Genomic DNA, 16680 nt, shown 5'->3' on the forward strand with positions numbered 1-16680 from the left:
TCCATAGAATTAGGAATCGTCCGAAAGCTTAAATCCCCTTACGCGTACGCGATGGGTGGAATAAACGCAAAATACGTCGCTATTTATCGCCTTGATCAAAACGGCTCGCGGTTAAAATCACCGCAATCTGAATACGGAGAAGCGCGATGAGAAGTCTGAAAATCTTGAGCGGTATAGCCAGTTTGCTGTTCGGTCAGTTGGCTATGGCGAGCGCACTCGATCAGCCGCTGACTGAGTATTTTCAACAGCGACTGGCGGGGATCAGCGATGACGTCAGCGTCAAGGTGAAAACGCCAGAGGCTCAGCTTCCAGCCTGCCCTCAGCCAGAATTCTCAACGCCCGGCAATGCCAAACTGTGGGGCAACGTTAGCGTCATGGCCCGCTGCGGCAGCGACAAACGGTTTATTCAGGTTCAGGTGATTGCCACGGGCCAGTATGTGGTTGCCAGCCGCCCCATCGCCCGTGGTGCAAGGATCGATGCCAGTAGCGTGCAGTTAACCCAGGGGCGCCTTGACCAACTGCCGCCACGGACTATGCTGGATCTCGGCCAGGCGACGGACGCCGTTTCGCTTCGGGATATAGCCCCCGGGCAGCCGGTGATTCAGACGATGGTACGCCAGGCCTGGCGAGTAAAAGCCGGTCAGCAGGTTCAGGTGATTGCCTCCGGCGAAGGCTTTAGCGTCAACGGAGAAGGCAAAGCGCTTAATAACGCCGCCGTCGCGCAAAATGCCCGCGTTCGCATGTCCTCAGGGCAGGTAGTGAGCGGGACGGTGGATGCTGATGGGAATATTCTGATTAATCTATAATCTTTTTAAAGATTCCGCGGCGACTGCCGATAGTACTATCAACAAATGATACTGACTGGCTCTTACGCCGCGAGCCCCTCGATGAGGAGAGAACAATGAGCATTGATCGCACGTCGCCACTGAAACCGGTAAGCACTGTTCAAGCACGTGAAACCAGCGATCCACAGACGCTGAAAAGCCGTCTTGAAAAATCCACTACCGCCAACAGCACCAGCGTAAAGCTGAGTGATGCGCAGGCCAAACTGATGCAGCCCGGCACCGGCGATATCAACATGGAACGCGTTGAAGCGCTGAAGACGGCTATTCGTAACGGCGACCTGAAGATGGATACCGGCAAGATCGCCGACGCGCTGATCCAGGAAGCCCAAAGCTATTTGTCGAGTAAATAACGGTGAGTCGTCTGTTAGAAGTGCTGGACCAAATGACCGCGGTGCTGAATTCACTGAAAGAGGTGATGGACGCTGAACAGCTGCAGCTTTCCGCAGGCCAGATAAACAGCAATGCGCTGCAACGTATAACTGAAGATAAAAGCTCGCTGCTGGCTACGCTAGATTACCTGGAGCAACAGCGTCGCGCGGAACAAAACGCCGGGGCGGTCACCAGCCTGGATGTTAGCCAGCGCTGGCAGACGATCACGCAAAAAACCCTGCACCTGCGGGACATTAATCAGCATAACGGTTGGTTGCTGGAAGACCAGATGGCCCGCAATGAGCAGGCTATTGCCGTGTTAAAACCGCATCAGGCACCGGACTTCTATGGCGCCGATGGGCAGGCAACGGCGCAGGGCAGCCGCGGCGGCAAAAAAATCACTATCTGATTCTCCTCGCCAATGAAAACAGCTGGTCAACGCTCTCCTTGACCAGCTGCTTGCTTATTTCAGCGATTTCAAGACTTTTACCGTCGCCTCAATATCAATCTCATCCTCTGAGAACAGGTGTGTTTCGCCCTGGAAGGTGGTCACGGCCAGTTTTTTCACGGTGCGCATTTCCCCTTCTTTTTTCTCTGCCTTCGGACGAATGCTGTTCATCAGCAACCCAACCGACAGCACCGCATTTTCTTTATCAATCTTCCCGTCCGCGGGCTCTTCTTCGCTGTACACCACGAAAGATTTGATCGAGGTGATTTTAAGCCGCTCGCCCGCAATAAACAGATGCTTACTCTCCGGCTCCACTTTCACGGCAAACGCCGACAGCCCTTTATTATTGGTCCCCGGCTCGAAGGTCACCGACGCGTCTTTTTTGATAAGCTCGGGGTTGGCGACTTTAATCACGTGGAAATAACGGTTTTCACCGTTTTCATCTTTGATAAATCCGAAGCCCTTCTCTTCGAACCAGGTTGTGATTATTCCTCTCATCGCTCTGTCACCTAATTAACCTTTCAACATATAAAGAATAGGGCGGCGTGACGAAACCGTCATCCACCCAGAAAAAATCAAATTGTGCGGCGGGCGAAATCTTTCAACCTGAAGCCCAACAGCAACAATGTCGCAAAATAAGCAACGATGCCGGCCACCACCACCGCCATCAGCCGCAGCAGGCGATAAGGCATGTTGCCCAGATCCCACGCAGGCATAACGTACATTATCCCAATCAGTACCGCAGACATCACCAACACGGCGGCGACCAGGCGCAGCAGAAATGCCGTCCAGCCGGGCTGTGGCTGGAAGATATCCTGCTTACGCAGCTGCCAGTAAAGCAGCGAGGCGTTAATACAGGCCCCCAAACCAATCGACAGAGAAAGTCCGGCATGTTTCAGCGGGCCGATAAACGCGAGGTTCATTAGCTGCGTCAAAATCAGCGTCACGATAGCGATTTTAACCGGGGTTTTAATGTCCTGCCGGGAATAGAAGCCTGGCGCCAGAACCTTAACCACGATAAGCCCCATCAGGCCGACCGAATATGCCACCAGCGCCCGCTGGGTCATCAGGGCATCGAAAGCTGAGAACTTACCGTACTGGAACAAAGAGACGGTCAGCGGTTTTGCCAGAATTCCCAGCGCCACCGCGCTTGGGAGCGCCAGCAGGAAGCAAAGGCGCAGCCCCCAGTCCATCAGGCGGGAATATTCATCGTGGTTGCCGGTGGCAAAACTCTTCGCCAGCGACGGCAGCAGAATAGTGCCTAACGCCACGCCTAAAACCCCAGACGGAAACTCCATCAGGCGGTCGGCATAATACATCCAGGAAACCGAACCGGACACCAGGAACGAAGCAAAGATGGTGTTGATGATCAGTGAAATCTGGCTGACGGAAACGCCGAGAATAGCCGGCCCCATCTGTTTGATAACCCGCATTGCGCCAGCATCCTTAAAGCTGATACGCGGCAGCACCAGCATGCCAATTTTCTTCAGGTGCGGCAGCTGATAGGCCAGCTGTAATACGCCCCCTACCGTTACCGCCCAGGCCAGTGCCAGAATCGGTGGATTAAAGTGCGGGGCGGCAAACAGCGCGAAGCCAATCATGCTGAGATTAAGGAACGTCGGGGCAAACGCTGGCACAGAGAAACGGTTCCAGGTATTGAGAATTGCCCCCACCAGCGACGCCAGCGAAATCAGTAAAATGTACGGGAAGGTAATGCGCAGCAGGCTCGACGTTAGCGCAAATTTATCCGCCGTGTCGGCAAAACCCGGCGCAGTGACAAGAATAACCCAGGGCGCCGCAAGCATCCCGAGGACGGTGACCAGCGCCAGCGCCAGCGTCAGCAGCCCGGAAACGTATGAGACAAAGACGCGCGTGGCATCTTCGCCCTGCTTACTTTTGTATTCGGCCAGAATGGGCACAAACGCCTGGGAGAAAGCGCCTTCGGCAAAGATTCGGCGCAGCAGGTTCGGCAGCTTAAAGGCAACAAAGAAGGCATCCGTCGCCATCCCTGCCCCAAATACCCTTGCCACAATGGCGTCGCGCGCGAAACCAAGCACGCGTGAAAACATGGTCATCGAGCTGACGGCTGCCAGCGATTTTAATAGGTTCATTTATTCTGTTATTCCACAAACATGAACGCCTGCAATGCAGGCGTACATGGATGATGACAAGTCGGCATAGTCTACCGATACGGCGCTGAATTGCTACCGCGATATGTTACAGCTTATTCGCTAATTGCCTCGCGCCAGAGCTTCTCGACAACACGCTGCGCCAGCAGCGCCTGCTCGCCGGAGGTTTCCGGGACAGTTTGGTTCGCCACGCAGTCGATAAAGTGACGCGCACAGCCCGCAAAGCCGCGCTGTTCCAGCGTGGTTTGCCAGCCGGGAATAGGCTGTTCCACCACACCGGCGCCGCATTCTTCGCGCCACTGACGCATGTCGGTTACCTCATACAGCCCGCCGTCAGTCACCGCCTGCACCCACTCTCGCTGGCTTCCGGCGCGGCGATGCATACTGGTGGTCACGCTCAGGTTGCCCTGGCTGAAATGGTGTTCGGCGTACAGCATTTGCCCTGATTCATTGGTTTGCAACGTCCCGCTTTGCAGCTGGGCACTGCCGCCGCCAAGCCAGAGCGCGGTATCCACGACGTGAAGATAGTCATCAAGCAGCGTGAAGCGCAGATCCCCCGGGCCGACGCTGTCGCTGCGGTGTTTGTCCATCCGCAAGGATGCCCCGGCAGACAGCTTTGCCTTTAACTGCTGGTAACGCGGGGCAAAACGGCGGTTAAAGCCCACCATCAGGGTCCGTTTTTTGCGCTCTGCAAGCTCCACCAGCTTTTCGGCGTCAGCCAGATTTTCCGCCAGCGGCTTATCCACGCAGACGCTGACGCCCGCATTGAGCAGATCATTCACCACCGCGTAGTGGGAGCTGGTGGCGCTATGCACAAAAACAGCATCGCACTGCGCCGCCAGATTGCTGAGCGAATCAATATACGGAATACGCCAGGTTTCACACACCGGCAGCGCTTTCGCTTTGGACGGTGAAAATGCGCCCACCAGCGACCAGTCATCGGATGCCCCCAGAACCGGAAGCCATGCTTTCTGCGCGATCCCGCCCAGCCCCACGACGCCAATACGTAATTTCGTCATCCTTAATCTCCCAAATGCGCCAATAAGGAATCCAGACGCTGTTTAAGTTCGGCGACTTCAGTTTCCAGCGCGTCCACTCGCGCGCTGAGATCGTCTGCAACCGGGCTGATACTTTGTTCCGGGGACACTGACGCCTCAACCTCACCGCTGAAAAGATGCATATAGCGGCTTTCTCGTTTACCCGGATCACGTGGCAGACGCACGACAAACGGCCCATCTTCACGGCCAGCCAGCCCTTCCAGCGTCGCTTCTACCTGCGCCATATCGGTGAACTCAAACATTCTCCCGGCGCGGCTGCGCAGCTCACCCGGCGTTTGCGCGCCGCGCAGCAGCAAAGTCGTAACCACAGCCACTTCCGCTGGCGCTAGCTTTAAATGACCAAACTCGGAGTTGCAAAAACGCTGCTCGTATTTCGTCACGCGGTTGCCAAACCCGCTGACGGTTCGCAAATAATGGCCTTTGACCAGCCCGTCCAGCGAGTCCTGGACTTCATGCTCTTTCAGCTCCATCACCGGTTCACGGTTTGTTTTCTGATTACAGGCGGTCACCACGCCGTTGACGGACATCGGATATTGCTCTGGCGTAGTGAGCTGTTTTTCCAGCAGGCTGCCGATAACGCGGGCTTCAATCGCCGTTAACTGATATTTCATCTTTTAAACTCCACGACCTGGGGTCCAGTCTTGATTAACCAGCGCGGTGAGAACGTGATCCCGCCATACGCCGTCAATCAGCAAATAATCCTTTGCATAGCCTTCTTTTTCAAAGCCCAGGCGCGCCAGAAGGTCGCCGCTGCGCTGATTATGCGGCATATAGTTGGCCATAATGCGATGCACATTTTGGCTACGTTGCATATAGCGAATGGCGCTGGCCAGGGCCTCGTACATTAGTCCCTGCCCCTGCCACTTTTCACCGATGGAGTACCCGAGAAAGCAGGCATGGAAGGAGCCACGCACCACGTTGGAGAAGTTGGCGACGCCGATAACCTCTTTTTCTTCCGGGTCGAGCAGCGCGAAGTAGTACGCGCTACCCTGCTTGTGCATTTCACTTATCATGCCCAGCCTTGCCTGCCAGCCCGAAGGATAGCAGTAGCTCTCATCCCGAACGGGTTCCCAGGGCTTCAGAAACAGGCGATTTTCCGTGTAGTAATCCGCCAGGCGCCAGGCATCTCGCTCATGAACCAGACGCACCACCAGACGGTCAGTCACCAGGCGAATTTTTGGTGCGTTACTGCGGTAGCCAAACATGTTTATCCCACTCCTTCATCCCGGTTAACGGGGCTCATCTTGTTACTATACCTGCGCCTGACCGCCGTGTGAAAACAACAACATGAAGCGACATCACTTTTTTCGATTAAAGCCTTGAATCAAAGTCGTTGCACGATAAAAAAATATTGTCCTGCATCAGGTATTAAAAGCCCGAATGCCAAGCGAGAATAAAGACTTGTCGCGTTTAATTAAGTTCCCTGGAGGGGAGATGTCGCGGGTGGCGCAGGCAAGGAGCCTGGGTAAATATTTCCTGCTGCTTGATAACATGTTAGTGGTATTAGGTTTTTTCGTTGTCTTCCCTTTGATTTCCATTCGCTTCGTTGACCAGCTGGGCTGGGCCGCTTTAATGGTCGGAATTGCCCTGGGTCTGCGTCAGTTTATCCAGCAGGGGCTCGGCGTCTTCGGCGGCGCGATTGCCGACAGGCTGGGCGCTAAACCGATGATTGTCACCGGCATGCTGCTGCGGGCCGCAGGCTTTGCCACCATGGGCATCGCCACGGAACCCTGGATGCTATGGCTTTCCTGCCTGCTCTCCGCTATTGGCGGAACGCTGTTTGATCCGCCCCGCTCGGCGCTGGTCGTCAAACTGGTTCGCCCTCAGCACCGCGGCCGCTTCTTCTCCATCCTGATGATGCAGGACAGCGCGGGAGCGGTGATCGGTGCTTTGCTGGGCAGCTGGCTGTTGCAGTACGACTTCCGTCTGGTATGCGCCGTCGGTGCCGTAATGTTTGTCCTGTGCGCCGCGCTTAATGCCTGGCTGCTGCCCGCCTATAAGCTTTCAACGATCCGCACCCCAATGCGCGAAGGCATGGGGCGCGTGTTTCGAGATAAACGCTTTATCACCTATGTTCTGACGCTCACCGGCTATTACATGCTGGCGGTGCAGGTCATGCTGATGCTGCCGCTGATGGTCAACGACATTGCCGGTACCGCGTCGGCGGTAAAATGGATGTACGCCATCGAAGCCGCGCTTTCGCTGACGCTGCTCTACCCTATTGCCCGCTGGAGTGAAAGGCGCTTCCGCCTGGAGCAACGCTTAATGGCAGGCCTGGTGCTGATGACGGTGAGCCTGATGCCTATTGGTCTGGCCTCCAACCTGCAGCAGCTTTTCGCCCTGATCTGTACCTTCTACATCGGCTCAATCATCGCCGAGCCTGCTCGGGAAACACTCAGTGCCTCGCTGGCGGATGCCCGCGCTCGCGGCAGCTATATGGGGTTCAGCCGTTTGGGCCTGTCGCTGGGCGGCGCACTAGGTTACACCGGCGGTGGCTGGCTGTTTGACGCCGGGAAAGCGCTGCAGCAGCCGGAATTACCCTGGGCCATGCTCGGCATTATCGGCTGTATCACCCTTGCAGCTCTGTGGTGGCAATTTAGCCTTAGACCCGTTGAGCCAACGATGCTGGAGCCTGGCGGGCAGGGATAATTTTCTCGTATCATCTTTTTCCGGTAGCCGCTCCCGCCGTGCCGCATTATGCTGATAAAGCAAGGCACGGCATTGGAGCCGCTATTTTGAGGAAGCCTATGAAGAAGATTGTTTTTGCCGCAGCATTGATGCTTAGCGGCCTGCTCTCAGGATGCAACCAGTTAACGCAGTACAGCGTGAGCGAACAGGAAATCAACCAGTCGCTGGAAAAACACAATAACTTCTCGAAGGATATTGGCCTGCCCGGCGTGGCTGAAGCCCATGTGGTGCTAACCCATTTAGTCAGTCAGATAGGACGGGAAGAGCCGAATAAAATTACCCTGACCGGCGATGCCAATCTCGACATGACATCCCTGTTTGGTAACCCAAAAGCCATCCTGAAGCTCAAGCTGAAAGCACTGCCGGTGTTCAATAAAGAGCAAGGCGCCATCTACCTGCAGGAAATGGAGGTGGTTGACGCTCAGGTCGAGCCGCAAAAAATGCAGACCGTACTGCAGACCATGATCCCTTACCTTAACCAGTCCCTGCGCAGCTACTTCAATCAGCAGCCTGCTTATATCCTGAGCGAAGACCGCAGCACCGGCGAGTCGCTAGCGAAGAAATATGCCAAAGGCATTGAAGTAAAACCCGGTGAGATAATCATTCCGTTAACGGAATAGCCCCTGCCCCTCAGAGCCGTTCATGCGCTCTGAGGGTTTTGTACAACATGAGCAACATAAGGGGTGCAAACGATAACGTTTCCCCTTATCCTTAGTGCCCGGCATAAAAGCAGCCCTTGATGACTGATTTCCCTCTCACGCCGGAGCACATTGATGACCGCATTACCTCAGGTATTAAAAATCCGCCGCCCAGATGACTGGCATATTCACCTTCGTGACGGTGAGATGCTGAAAACCGTGGTGCCTTACACCAGCCAGACCTATGGCCGCGCGATTGTCATGCCCAATCTTGTGCCCCCAGTGACCAGCGTAGAGGCCGCTATCGCTTATCGCCAGCGCATTCTTGATGCGGTTCCGGCCGGGCAAAAGTTTGAGCCGCTGATGACCTGCTACCTGACCGACACGCTGGATCCCAACGAAATCGAACGCGGGTTCAATGCAGGCGTGTTTACCGCCGCCAAGCTTTACCCGGCGAACGCCACAACCAACTCCGCTCACGGCGTAACCAGCACCGCAGCCATTCTGCCGGTGCTTGAGCGTATGCAGAAAATTGGCATGCCGCTGCTGGTGCACGGCGAAGTCACCCATGCTGATATCGATATTTTCGATCGCGAAGCGCGCTTTATTGAAACCGTCATGGAGCCGCTGCGTCGCCAGCTACCTGAGCTGAAAGTGGTGTTTGAACATATCACCACCAAAGATGCCGCCCAGTATGTGAAAGAAGGCAACTCGTTGATTGGCGCGACTATCACGCCTCAGCATCTGATGTTTAACCGTAACCACATGCTGGTGGGCGGAATTCGTCCGCACCTTTATTGCCTGCCGATTCTGAAACGCAGCATCCACCAGGAAGCTCTGCGCGAGCTGGTCGCCAGCGGCTGCGATCGCGTGTTCCTCGGCACCGACTCTGCGCCACATGCCCGTCATCGTAAAGAAGCCAGCTGCGGCTGTGCCGGCTGCTTCAACGCACCTTCCGCGCTCGGTGCCTATGCGACGGTATTTGAAGAAATGAACGCGCTGCAGCATTTTGAAGCTTTCGCTTCGCTGAACGGCCCGCGCTTCTACGGCCTGCCGGTCAATGAAGAGCACATCGAGCTGGTTCGCGTCGCTGAGAAAATGCCAGAACTGATTGAAGCCGGCGACGACAGCATCGTGCCGTTCCTGGCGGGTGAAGAGGTCGTCTGGTCCGTTAAAGGCTAAATTTTTCAACGCCCCCTGTTGCTTACTGGAAATTAACCCTGTATAAATATCCAGTATATTGTACAGGGGGTCGTTATGCGTATTGAAGTCACTATAGCCAAAACAACACCATTGCCAGCCGGGGCTATCGATGCCCTTGCCAGTGAGCTTTCCCGCCGTATCAATCAACATTTCCCCGACACCAGCAGCGAAGTGCAGGTACGTTATGCCTCCGGCAATAACCTCTCCGTGCTGGGCGGTGCCAAAGAAGACAAAACGCGAATCAGCGAGATCCTCCAGGAAACCTGGGAAAGCGCTGACGATTGGTTCTCTGCCGACTAATACCCTCAAGTATGTTGGTACTTTTTGCCGGGTGTCGCCATCCGGTTTTTTTTATTTCCCTCACTGATTTGATTATTTTTTAAACGCCGCTAAAGTCTTTCCTGCCTTTCTTTCCGATTACATCGGAATAGCCTGTCGATTTATTGTTCGCTTTTCTCGGATAATGTGGAAAAAGTGTTACCAGGTAATTATTTCATCCCCATGACCGCAAGAGTGTTGATATACTTAAGTCGCTTCACGATAAATCACGCATGAACCTCACTAGTCGTTGTCTTTAAACACGTATAAAAGGGGTTATGATGGAAAAAAATAGTGATGTTATTCAGACTCATCCCCTCGTCGGATGGGATATCAGCACCGTCGACAGCTACGACGCCATGATGCTGCGCCTGCATTACCTGACATCCAATAATCAGAAGCACGATGAAACCGAAATCGGTCAGACCCTCTGGCTGACCACCGATGTCGCCCGGCAATTTATTTCCATCCTTGAGGCCGGGATAGCCAAAATTGAATCCAGTGATTACCAGGAAAGCGATTATCGCAAGCATTGACGACACATGCTTAACAATGGCCACAGGCACCCAACGGGGTGCCTTTTTTATTTTAAGCGTCACCGTCAATTGCATCGTTCCGGTGAATTAATTACCCTGCTACAGATAATTTTCCACAGAGAAAAGCTTATGAACTACGACCTCATCATTGTCGGCAGCGGCTCCGTCGGTGCCGCCGCAGGCTGCTATGCCACACACTCGGGCCTGAAGGTACTGATGATCGACAGCGGCCACCCGCCGCATGACCAGGGCAGCCACCACGGCGACACTCGCCTGATGCGCCATGCTTATGGCGAAGGTGAAAAATATGTCCCGTTGGTCCTGCGAGCACAAAAACTGTGGGATGCCCTGGCTGAAGCCAGCGGTGAGAAGCTCTTCCACCGCACCGGGGTCATTAACCTGGGGCCATCTGATTCGCCCTTTATTCGCAATGTCGCCTCCAGCGCAGAGAAATTTTCCCTGCCGGTTGAAACACTGGACGCCGCCGCGATTGCCGCCCGCTGGCCGGAGATTGCTGTGCCTGAAAACTACGTCGGCCTGTTTGAGACGGACTCAGGCGTACTGAAAAGTGAGCTTGCCATCGAAACCTACATCAACCTTGCTAAGCAAGGCGGCAGCGCTCAGCTTTTTAACTGCAGGGTGACGGCGATCCGCCACGGCGACGAAGGTGTCACCGTCGTGACTGAAGAAGGTGAATATCACGGGAACAAGCTGCTGGTCAGCGCGGGGACCTGGGTCACCAAACTGCTGCCGGACCTGCCGATCGCGTCGGTTCGCAAAATCTTTGCCTGGCACCAGGCCGATGGGCGCTACAGCGAGAACAACAAATTCCCGGCGTTTACCGCAGAAACACCCAACGGCGATCAGTATTACGGCTTCCCGGCGGAAGACAACGAACTGAAGCTGGGCAAGCACAACGGCGGGCAGCTGATTGACTCCCCCGAGCAGCGTAAACCCTTTGGCGCCGTCGCCAGCGATGGGTCTGAAGTCTTTCCGTTCTTGCGCGAATTTTTACCCGGCATCGGCTGCTGCCTGCACGGTAAAGCCTGCACCTATGACAATTCGCCGGATGAAGATTTCATCATTGATACTCTCCCCGGCCATGACAACACCCTGATCATTACCGGGCTGAGCGGACATGGGTTCAAATTCGCCTCCGTTTTAGGCGAAATTGCCTGCCAGTTTGCTTTGGGTCAAAAACCTGCCTTTGATTTATCCCCGTTTGTACTTTCTCGCTTCAAAACGGCGTAGAATTCTCAAGTGGCGGGCACTTCCGCCACTTTACCCGGGGCCATCATGATTCGCTTTATTCAATTTTTAACCAACAATATTCGCGAGCACTTTATTCTGTATCTTTTTCTCTGGGCAATACTTGCACTTCTCGATCTGGCTTATATCTATTTCTTTTAATTATTCAGATTCATGTTGCATTGACAATTGTTGACGTAAAATTAATTAAATATAGTTTTAGCGCAAATAATTAACCGCCAATAAATACTCTTCCCAATCAAAAACGATCATATTCATTCGACTCTACTGAACGCCTGCCGCGAGTGTTATTCAAAAAAACAGACATACAATAAATATATATCGAAATACGGATATTTATGTTGATCTGCTGTTAAAAGAACGCCTATGTTTTAGCTTCTTTAGAAAATACATGGACGCATAAATATGCAATGGCGAAACTCACCCGAACGCTATGGACATTTTTCGGTTCTGCTTCACTGGCTGGTTGCCGCCGCGGTTTACGGCATGTTTGCACTCGGACTGTGGATGGTCACGCTGGGCTATTACGACGTCTGGTACCATAAAGCACCAGAAATACATAAGAGCATCGGCATCTTGTTAATGTCTGCTCTGGCTATTCGTATTCTCTGGCGCTTTATATCGCCTCCGCCGCCACCGTTAAAAAGTTATTCACGCCTGACGCGCATCGGCGCGCTTACCGCACATATTTTGCTTTATGCATTATTGTTCGCCATTTTGCTGAGCGGGTATCTGATTTCAACGGCTGACGGTAAACCCATTAGCGTGTTTGGCTGGTTTGATGTGCCCGCCACGCTAACCGACTTCGGGGCGCAGGCCGATCTTGCCGGGACAGTTCATCTCTGGCTGGCGTGGACCGTGGTGATTGTTTCCGTACTACACGCTCTTGCGGCCTTAAAGCACCATTTTCTAGATAAAGATGCCACCCTCAAGCGCATGCTGGGGAAAGCATCCCGTTAACTATGGAGAGTAAGACAATGAAGAAAATCCTGCTGGGAGCCACCTTAGGCGCTCTGTTATTCACCACCGGCTCCGCCGTGGCCGCTGACTATAAAATTGATAAACAGGGTCAGCATGCGTTTGTGAATTTCCGTATTCAACATCTCGGCTATAGCTGGCTGTACGGTACCTTCCGTGATTTTGACGGAACCTTTACCTTCGACGAGAAAACCCCTTCGGCAGATAAAGTCAACGTCACCATCAACACCACCAGCGTGGATACCAACCATGCCGAACGTGACAAACACCTGCGTAGCGCAGAGTTCCTCAACGTGACTAAGTTTCCGCAGGCTACCTTCGCCTCAACGGAAGTGAAAAAAGACGGTGAAGCTTTAGATATTATCGGCAACCTGACGCTAAACGGCGTGACAAAGCCGGTCACGCTGAAGGCTAAGCTGATTGGTCAGGGTAACGATCCGTGGGGCGGCGTGCGCGCGGGTTTTGAGGCCGAAGGTAAAATTAAGCTGAAGGACTTCAATATTACTCAGGATCTGGGGCCAGCTTCTCAGGACGTTGATCTGATTATTTCTGTCGAAGGCGTGCGTCAGTAAAAAGACTCCCCCGGTGAACCGGGGGAATGTTATTACTTCTCGGGGTCAGGAATACCCAGCGTGGTATTCAGCATCCCACGAGATTTATTAAAGATCTTATTCCCGTTTTCGCGGCCTGCCCGGCGGCGGCGCTGTTCTTCTGGAGATAGCGCCAGCTCATCACGGCAAACTTCACTGCAGCAGCCAGAGAATTTCTCAGCACAGGCCGGACACTGAATAAACAGCAGATGGCAGCCGTCATTTTTGCAGTTGGTGTGGCTGTCGCACGGCGTTCCGCACTGATGGCAATGGGCGATCACATCGTCAGATATACGCTCTCCCATACGCTCATCGAAAACAAAGTTTTTACCGACAAAGCGCACCGGCAAACCTTGCTCACGCGCGCGGCGCGCATATTCAATGATCCCGCCTTCAATGTGATACACATTTTTGAAGCCGTTATGGCGCATCCAGGCGCTGGCTTTTTCACAGCGAATGCCGCCGGTGCAATACATGACAATTTTCTTCTCTTTGTCATCCTGCATCATATCCACGGCTTTCGGCAACTGCTCACGGAAGGTGTCGGCCGGAATTTCGACGGCGTCCTCGAAATGCCCCACTTCGTATTCGTAGTGGTTACGCATATCGATAAATACCGCGCTCGGATCGTCGAGCATGGCGTTCACTTCCGCAGCCTTCAGATATTCCCCCACGTCACTTGCGTCAAACGTAGGGTCATCAATACCGTCAGCGACAATACGGTCGCGTACCTTCATGCGCAGCACCCAGAAGGATTTACCGTCATCTTCCAGCGCAATATTCAGGCGCAAATTATTTAAGGCCGGATGGAAGGCATAAATCGCTTCGCGAAGGGCATCAACGCGGCTTTCCGGGACGCTTATCTGAGCGTTGATCCCTTCATGCGCCAGATAGACGCGGCCAAACACGTTCAGGCTCAGGAACAGCTGATACAGTGCATCACGGGTCGCCTGCGGCGTTTCGATAGTGAAATATTTGTAGAATGAGATGGTCGTGCGCGGCTCGGTTTCGGCAAGCATGCGCTCGCGCAGCTCCTCATTCGATACGCGGTTGTGTAACACTGGCATGGTGTTCGCTCGCAATCGTTGAAAAAAGTGGGCTGCATCATAAAGCAAATAACGCTTATTTACATCCCCGCGTTTTACGCTACATTTTGCTCACTCAAAGGCATCAGCGGCAACAATCGATGAAATATCAGGCACTCCGACGCCGCGTATTTTGGCTCTGCGCTAAAAAATGCCACAATGGAATGATTAGAAGATCCGGCAATTGCCGTCACAAAGGTTTTACATGACGAACTTACCGCAATTCTCCCGTGCATTACTGCACCCGCGCTATTGGCTCACCTGGCTTGGCATCGGCTTTTTATACCTGCTGGTGCAGCTCCCCTACCCGGTGCTCTATCGCATCGGCTGCGGGCTGGGCCGGCTGGCAAAACGCCTGATGAAACGTCGCGCGAAAATAGCCTACCGCAATCTTGAACTCTGCTTCCCGGACATGAGCGAGGAAAAACGCGAGCAGATGGTGATCGCCAACTTCGAGTCAGTCGGCATGGGGCTGATTGAGACCGGCATGGCCTGGTTCTGGTCTACGGAGCGCATCAATAAATGGTGCCACTACGAAGGCGTGGATATTGTTAAAGGCATCGAGAAAACGGGCCAGGGCATTTTGCTGATTGGCATTCACTTCCTGACGCTGGAGCTGGGCGCCCGTATTTTCGGCATTAAAACGCCGGGCATTGGCGTTTACCGCCCAAACGACAACCCACTGCTGGACTGGCTGCAGACCTGGGGGCGCATGCGTTCCAATAAGAGCATGATTGACCGCAAAGATCTGAAAGGCATGATCCGCGCGCTGAAAAATGGCGACATCATCTGGTATGCCCCGGACCACGATTACGGCCCGAGAGGCAGCGAGTTTGTTCCGTTCTTTGCCGTTGAACAAGCTGCGACCACCACGGGAACCTACACGCTCGCCAAACTCTCCGGTGCCTGCGCCGTGCCGTTTGTTCCGCGTCGCCTGCCGGGTGGCAAAGGCTACGAACTGACGATTATTCAGCCAGAGCTGAACCCACCGCTTGACAGCCCGGAAGCAACGGCACACTGGATGAACAAAATCGTCGAGAAGTGCATCCTGATGGCACCGGAGCAGTATATGTGGCTGCATCGCCGCTTTAAGACGCGCCCGGAAGGCATGCCCGACCGTTACCAATAACGCTTAACAGCCGCCTTTTAAGGCGGTTTTTTTTTGCCTTAGTTTGATCGAAAAAGCCCTTTGATTTGCCAGCCCAATGCCAACAGGCGCATAATTAGCAGAGTAATAATTCCCTCTCTTCTCTTTGGCACTGGCAACTTCGGAGCGATATGACTCCCCCTGACAGCACTATCAACTGGAAGCGTAATCTGGCCGTCGTCTGGGTTGGCTGCTTCCTGACCGGCGCGGCCTTCAGCCTGGTCATGCCCTTCCTCCCGCTTTATGTTGAGCAACTCGGGGTCACCGGCCACAGCCAGTTGAATATGTGGTCCGGACTGGTCTTCAGCATTACCTTCCTGTTTTCAGCCGTGGCATCCCCTTTCTGGGGCGGGCTTGCCGACCGCAAAGGCCGAAAACTGATGCTGCTGCGTTCCGCGCTTGGCATGTCTGTCGTCATGCTGCTAATGGGCCTCGCGCAAAATATTTGGCAATTTCTGGCGCTTAGAGCTCTGCTCGGCCTGCTCGGTGGGTTTGTGCCGAATGCCAACGCGCTGATCGCCACCCAGATACCGCGCCATAAAAGCGGCTGGGCACTTGGCACGCTGTCTACAGGAGCGGTCAGCGGCGCGCTGCTAGGCCCGCTGATGGGTGGCCTGATGGCGGACAGCTACGGGCTGCGCTCGGTGTTCTTCATCACCTCGCTGGTGCTGTTTATCTGCTTTGTCATGACGCTGTTTTTTATTCGCGAGTCGTTCACGCCCGTTTCCAAAAAAGACATGCTCCACGCCCGCCAGGTGCTGACCTCATTGAAAAATCCTCGCCTGGTGCTGAGTCTGTTTGTCACCACGATGATAATTCAGGTCGCCACCGGTTCTATCGCACCAATCCTGACGCTCTACGTGCGCGATCTCGCCGGTAACGTCAGCAACCTGGCGTTTATTAGCGGGATGATTGCTTCCGTGCCTGGCGTAGCAGCGCTGATCAGCGCCCCGAGGCTCGGCAAGCTGGGCGATCGCATCGGGCCAGAGAAGATCCTGATTGGCGCGCTGGTAATTTCCGTTTTGCTGCTCATCCCGATGTCGTTGGTACAAAACCCGTGGCAGCTCGGGATCTTACGCTTCTTGCTCGGTGCCGCCGACGGGGCGCTGCTCCCCGCCGTGCAAACGCTGCTGGTCTATAACTCTTCCAGCCAAATCTCGGGCCGTATTTTCAGCTACAACCAGTCCTTTCGCGATATTGGCAACGTCACCGGCCCGCTGCTCGGCGCCGCCGTTTCCGCCAGCTACGGCTTCCGCACCGTGTTCCTGGTCACCGCCAGCGTGGTGTTGTTTAACGCCCTTTACTCATGGATGACGCTGCGCCAGCCCGCCGAACGACTCCGTATTCCGGGGGAATAAATCTCCGACTTGCAGATTTGC

20 protein-coding genes are annotated in these 16680 nt (G+C 54.2%); 14 read left to right on the forward strand and 6 right to left on the reverse strand.

The genetic code is table 11. The features are described from left to right. Positions 1-146: 146 nt before the first annotated feature. The 3 genes from flgA (at position 147) to flgN (ending at position 1623) form a co-directional block, all read left to right on the forward strand. On the forward strand, positions 147-806 hold the full coding sequence (gene flgA / locus F3J28_RS09155) for a flagellar basal body P-ring formation chaperone FlgA (protein ID WP_166875177.1): 660 nt from the start codon (positions 147-149) through the stop codon (positions 804-806). 95 nt (positions 807-901) lie between these two features. Then, a complete protein-coding gene (flgM, locus tag F3J28_RS09160; protein ID WP_166875180.1) occupies positions 902-1195 on the forward strand; it encodes a flagellar biosynthesis anti-sigma factor FlgM in 294 nt (97 codons plus the stop codon). A gap of 2 nt (positions 1196-1197) precedes the next feature. Beyond that, on the forward strand, positions 1198-1623 hold the full coding sequence (gene flgN, locus F3J28_RS09165; RefSeq protein ID WP_008453503.1) for a flagella biosynthesis chaperone FlgN: 426 nt from the start codon (positions 1198-1200) through the stop codon (positions 1621-1623). 54 nt (positions 1624-1677) lie between these two features. Here the strand turns inward: flgN and F3J28_RS09170 are convergent, their stop codons facing one another. The 5 genes from F3J28_RS09170 to rimJ all read right to left on the reverse strand — a co-directional run bounded on the left by F3J28_RS09170 (position 1678) and on the right by rimJ (position 6054). Continuing rightward, positions 1678-2160: a cold shock domain-containing protein gene (locus F3J28_RS09170; protein ID WP_008453505.1), complete on the reverse strand. Its 483-nt coding sequence runs from the start codon at positions 2158-2160 to the stop codon at positions 1678-1680. 77 nt (positions 2161-2237) lie between these two features. Continuing rightward, positions 2238-3773, reverse strand: a complete 1536-nt coding sequence (gene murJ, locus F3J28_RS09175; RefSeq protein ID WP_166875183.1) for a murein biosynthesis integral membrane protein MurJ — start codon at positions 3771-3773, stop codon at positions 2238-2240. A gap of 113 nt (positions 3774-3886) precedes the next feature. Further along, on the reverse strand, positions 3887-4810 hold the full coding sequence (locus F3J28_RS09180) for a Gfo/Idh/MocA family protein (protein WP_166875185.1): 924 nt from the start codon (positions 4808-4810) through the stop codon (positions 3887-3889). A gap of 2 nt (positions 4811-4812) precedes the next feature. Continuing rightward, on the reverse strand, positions 4813-5460 hold the full coding sequence (locus tag F3J28_RS09185; protein ID WP_166875188.1) for a YceH family protein: 648 nt from the start codon (positions 5458-5460) through the stop codon (positions 4813-4815). A 3-nt stretch (positions 5461-5463) separates the two neighbouring features. Beyond that, complete coding sequence (rimJ, locus tag F3J28_RS09190; RefSeq protein WP_008453513.1) at positions 5464-6054, reverse strand: ribosomal protein S5-alanine N-acetyltransferase; 591 nt, start codon at positions 6052-6054, stop codon at positions 5464-5466. Between the two features lie 229 nt (positions 6055-6283). Between rimJ and mdtH the strand changes: the two genes are divergently transcribed. The 9 genes from mdtH to F3J28_RS09235 all read left to right on the forward strand — a co-directional run bounded on the left by mdtH (position 6284) and on the right by F3J28_RS09235 (position 13051). Continuing rightward, positions 6284-7498 (forward strand): multidrug efflux MFS transporter MdtH, encoded by a 1215-nt coding sequence (gene mdtH / locus F3J28_RS09195; protein WP_166865567.1) that lies wholly within the window; start codon positions 6284-6286, stop codon positions 7496-7498. Between the two features lie 98 nt (positions 7499-7596). After that, positions 7597-8157 (forward strand): lipoprotein, encoded by a 561-nt coding sequence (locus F3J28_RS09200; protein WP_166875191.1) that lies wholly within the window; start codon positions 7597-7599, stop codon positions 8155-8157. A 153-nt stretch (positions 8158-8310) separates the two neighbouring features. Then, on the forward strand, positions 8311-9357 hold the full coding sequence (gene pyrC, locus F3J28_RS09205; protein ID WP_166875194.1) for a dihydroorotase: 1047 nt from the start codon (positions 8311-8313) through the stop codon (positions 9355-9357). 75 nt (positions 9358-9432) lie between these two features. Further along, the gene (gene dinI, locus F3J28_RS09210; protein ID WP_008453524.1) at positions 9433-9678 is read left to right on the forward strand and encodes a DNA damage-inducible protein I; all 246 of its coding nucleotides are present in this window, start codon (positions 9433-9435) and stop codon (positions 9676-9678) included. Positions 9679-9977: 299 nt separating this feature from the next. Next, positions 9978-10232 carry a biofilm formation regulator BssS gene (gene bssS, locus F3J28_RS09215; protein ID WP_008453527.1) on the forward strand — a complete coding sequence of 85 codons (255 nt, stop codon included), beginning with the start codon at positions 9978-9980 and terminating at the stop codon, positions 10230-10232. Positions 10233-10361: 129 nt separating this feature from the next. After that, positions 10362-11483, forward strand: coding sequence for an N-methyl-L-tryptophan oxidase (gene solA, locus F3J28_RS09220; protein ID WP_166875197.1), 1122 nt, complete (start codon positions 10362-10364; stop codon positions 11481-11483). Positions 11484-11528: 45 nt separating this feature from the next. Next, positions 11529-11642, forward strand: coding sequence for a DUF2770 family protein (locus tag F3J28_RS09225; protein ID WP_166875200.1), 114 nt, complete (start codon positions 11529-11531; stop codon positions 11640-11642). A 264-nt stretch (positions 11643-11906) separates the two neighbouring features. Continuing rightward, the gene (locus F3J28_RS09230) at positions 11907-12461 is read left to right on the forward strand and encodes a cytochrome b (protein WP_166875203.1); all 555 of its coding nucleotides are present in this window, start codon (positions 11907-11909) and stop codon (positions 12459-12461) included. Positions 12462-12478: 17 nt separating this feature from the next. Continuing rightward, positions 12479-13051 carry a YceI family protein gene (locus F3J28_RS09235; protein ID WP_166875206.1) on the forward strand — a complete coding sequence of 191 codons (573 nt, stop codon included), beginning with the start codon at positions 12479-12481 and terminating at the stop codon, positions 13049-13051. 32 nt (positions 13052-13083) lie between these two features. Here F3J28_RS09235 and trhO read toward each other — a convergent pair whose 3' ends face one another. Further along, positions 13084-14136 (reverse strand): oxygen-dependent tRNA uridine(34) hydroxylase TrhO, encoded by a 1053-nt coding sequence (gene trhO / locus F3J28_RS09240; protein ID WP_008453532.1) that lies wholly within the window; start codon positions 14134-14136, stop codon positions 13084-13086. A 223-nt stretch (positions 14137-14359) separates the two neighbouring features. On the opposite strand from trhO, the gene F3J28_RS09245 reads away from it, so the two are divergent. After that, positions 14360-15283 carry a Kdo(2)-lipid IV(A) acyltransferase gene (locus F3J28_RS09245; RefSeq protein ID WP_166875208.1) on the forward strand — a complete coding sequence of 308 codons (924 nt, stop codon included), beginning with the start codon at positions 14360-14362 and terminating at the stop codon, positions 15281-15283. A 149-nt stretch (positions 15284-15432) separates the two neighbouring features. Continuing rightward, on the forward strand, positions 15433-16659 hold the full coding sequence (gene mdtG / locus F3J28_RS09250; protein WP_166875212.1) for a multidrug efflux MFS transporter MdtG: 1227 nt from the start codon (positions 15433-15435) through the stop codon (positions 16657-16659). Positions 16660-16680: the final 21 nt, after the last annotated feature.

The sequence above is a fragment of the Enterobacter sp. Ap-1006 genome (assembly GCF_011752835.1).
In the GTDB taxonomy this organism is placed as follows: domain Bacteria; phylum Pseudomonadota; class Gammaproteobacteria; order Enterobacterales; family Enterobacteriaceae; genus Cedecea.

Excerpts from the sequence above, each read along its gene's own strand:
- flgA (WP_166875177.1), top strand. The coding sequence starts at position 147 with ATGAGAAGTCTGAAAATCTTGAGCGGTATAGCCAGTTTGCTGTTCGGT.
- flgM (WP_166875180.1), top strand. The coding sequence starts at position 902 with ATGAGCATTGATCGCACGTCGCCACTGAAACCGGTAAGCACTGTTCAA.
- F3J28_RS09170 (WP_008453505.1), bottom strand. The coding sequence starts at position 2,160 with ATGAGAGGAATAATCACAACCTGGTTCGAAGAGAAGGGCTTCGGATTT.
- murJ (WP_166875183.1), bottom strand. The coding sequence starts at position 3,773 with ATGAACCTATTAAAATCGCTGGCAGCCGTCAGCTCGATGACCATGTTT.
- F3J28_RS09180 (WP_166875185.1), bottom strand. The coding sequence starts at position 4,810 with ATGACGAAATTACGTATTGGCGTCGTGGGGCTGGGCGGGATCGCGCAG.
- F3J28_RS09185 (WP_166875188.1), bottom strand. The coding sequence starts at position 5,460 with ATGAAATATCAGTTAACGGCGATTGAAGCCCGCGTTATCGGCAGCCTG.
- rimJ (WP_008453513.1), bottom strand. The coding sequence starts at position 6,054 with ATGTTTGGCTACCGCAGTAACGCACCAAAAATTCGCCTGGTGACTGAC.
- mdtH (WP_166865567.1), top strand. The coding sequence starts at position 6,284 with ATGTCGCGGGTGGCGCAGGCAAGGAGCCTGGGTAAATATTTCCTGCTG.
- F3J28_RS09200 (WP_166875191.1), top strand. The coding sequence starts at position 7,597 with ATGAAGAAGATTGTTTTTGCCGCAGCATTGATGCTTAGCGGCCTGCTC.
- pyrC (WP_166875194.1), top strand. The coding sequence starts at position 8,311 with ATGACCGCATTACCTCAGGTATTAAAAATCCGCCGCCCAGATGACTGG.
- dinI (WP_008453524.1), top strand. The coding sequence starts at position 9,433 with ATGCGTATTGAAGTCACTATAGCCAAAACAACACCATTGCCAGCCGGG.
- bssS (WP_008453527.1), top strand. The coding sequence starts at position 9,978 with ATGGAAAAAAATAGTGATGTTATTCAGACTCATCCCCTCGTCGGATGG.
- solA (WP_166875197.1), top strand. The coding sequence starts at position 10,362 with ATGAACTACGACCTCATCATTGTCGGCAGCGGCTCCGTCGGTGCCGCC.
- F3J28_RS09225 (WP_166875200.1), top strand. The coding sequence starts at position 11,529 with ATGATTCGCTTTATTCAATTTTTAACCAACAATATTCGCGAGCACTTT.
- F3J28_RS09230 (WP_166875203.1), top strand. The coding sequence starts at position 11,907 with ATGCAATGGCGAAACTCACCCGAACGCTATGGACATTTTTCGGTTCTG.
- F3J28_RS09235 (WP_166875206.1), top strand. The coding sequence starts at position 12,479 with ATGAAGAAAATCCTGCTGGGAGCCACCTTAGGCGCTCTGTTATTCACC.
- trhO (WP_008453532.1), bottom strand. The coding sequence starts at position 14,136 with ATGCCAGTGTTACACAACCGCGTATCGAATGAGGAGCTGCGCGAGCGC.
- F3J28_RS09245 (WP_166875208.1), top strand. The coding sequence starts at position 14,360 with ATGACGAACTTACCGCAATTCTCCCGTGCATTACTGCACCCGCGCTAT.
- mdtG (WP_166875212.1), top strand. The coding sequence starts at position 15,433 with ATGACTCCCCCTGACAGCACTATCAACTGGAAGCGTAATCTGGCCGTC.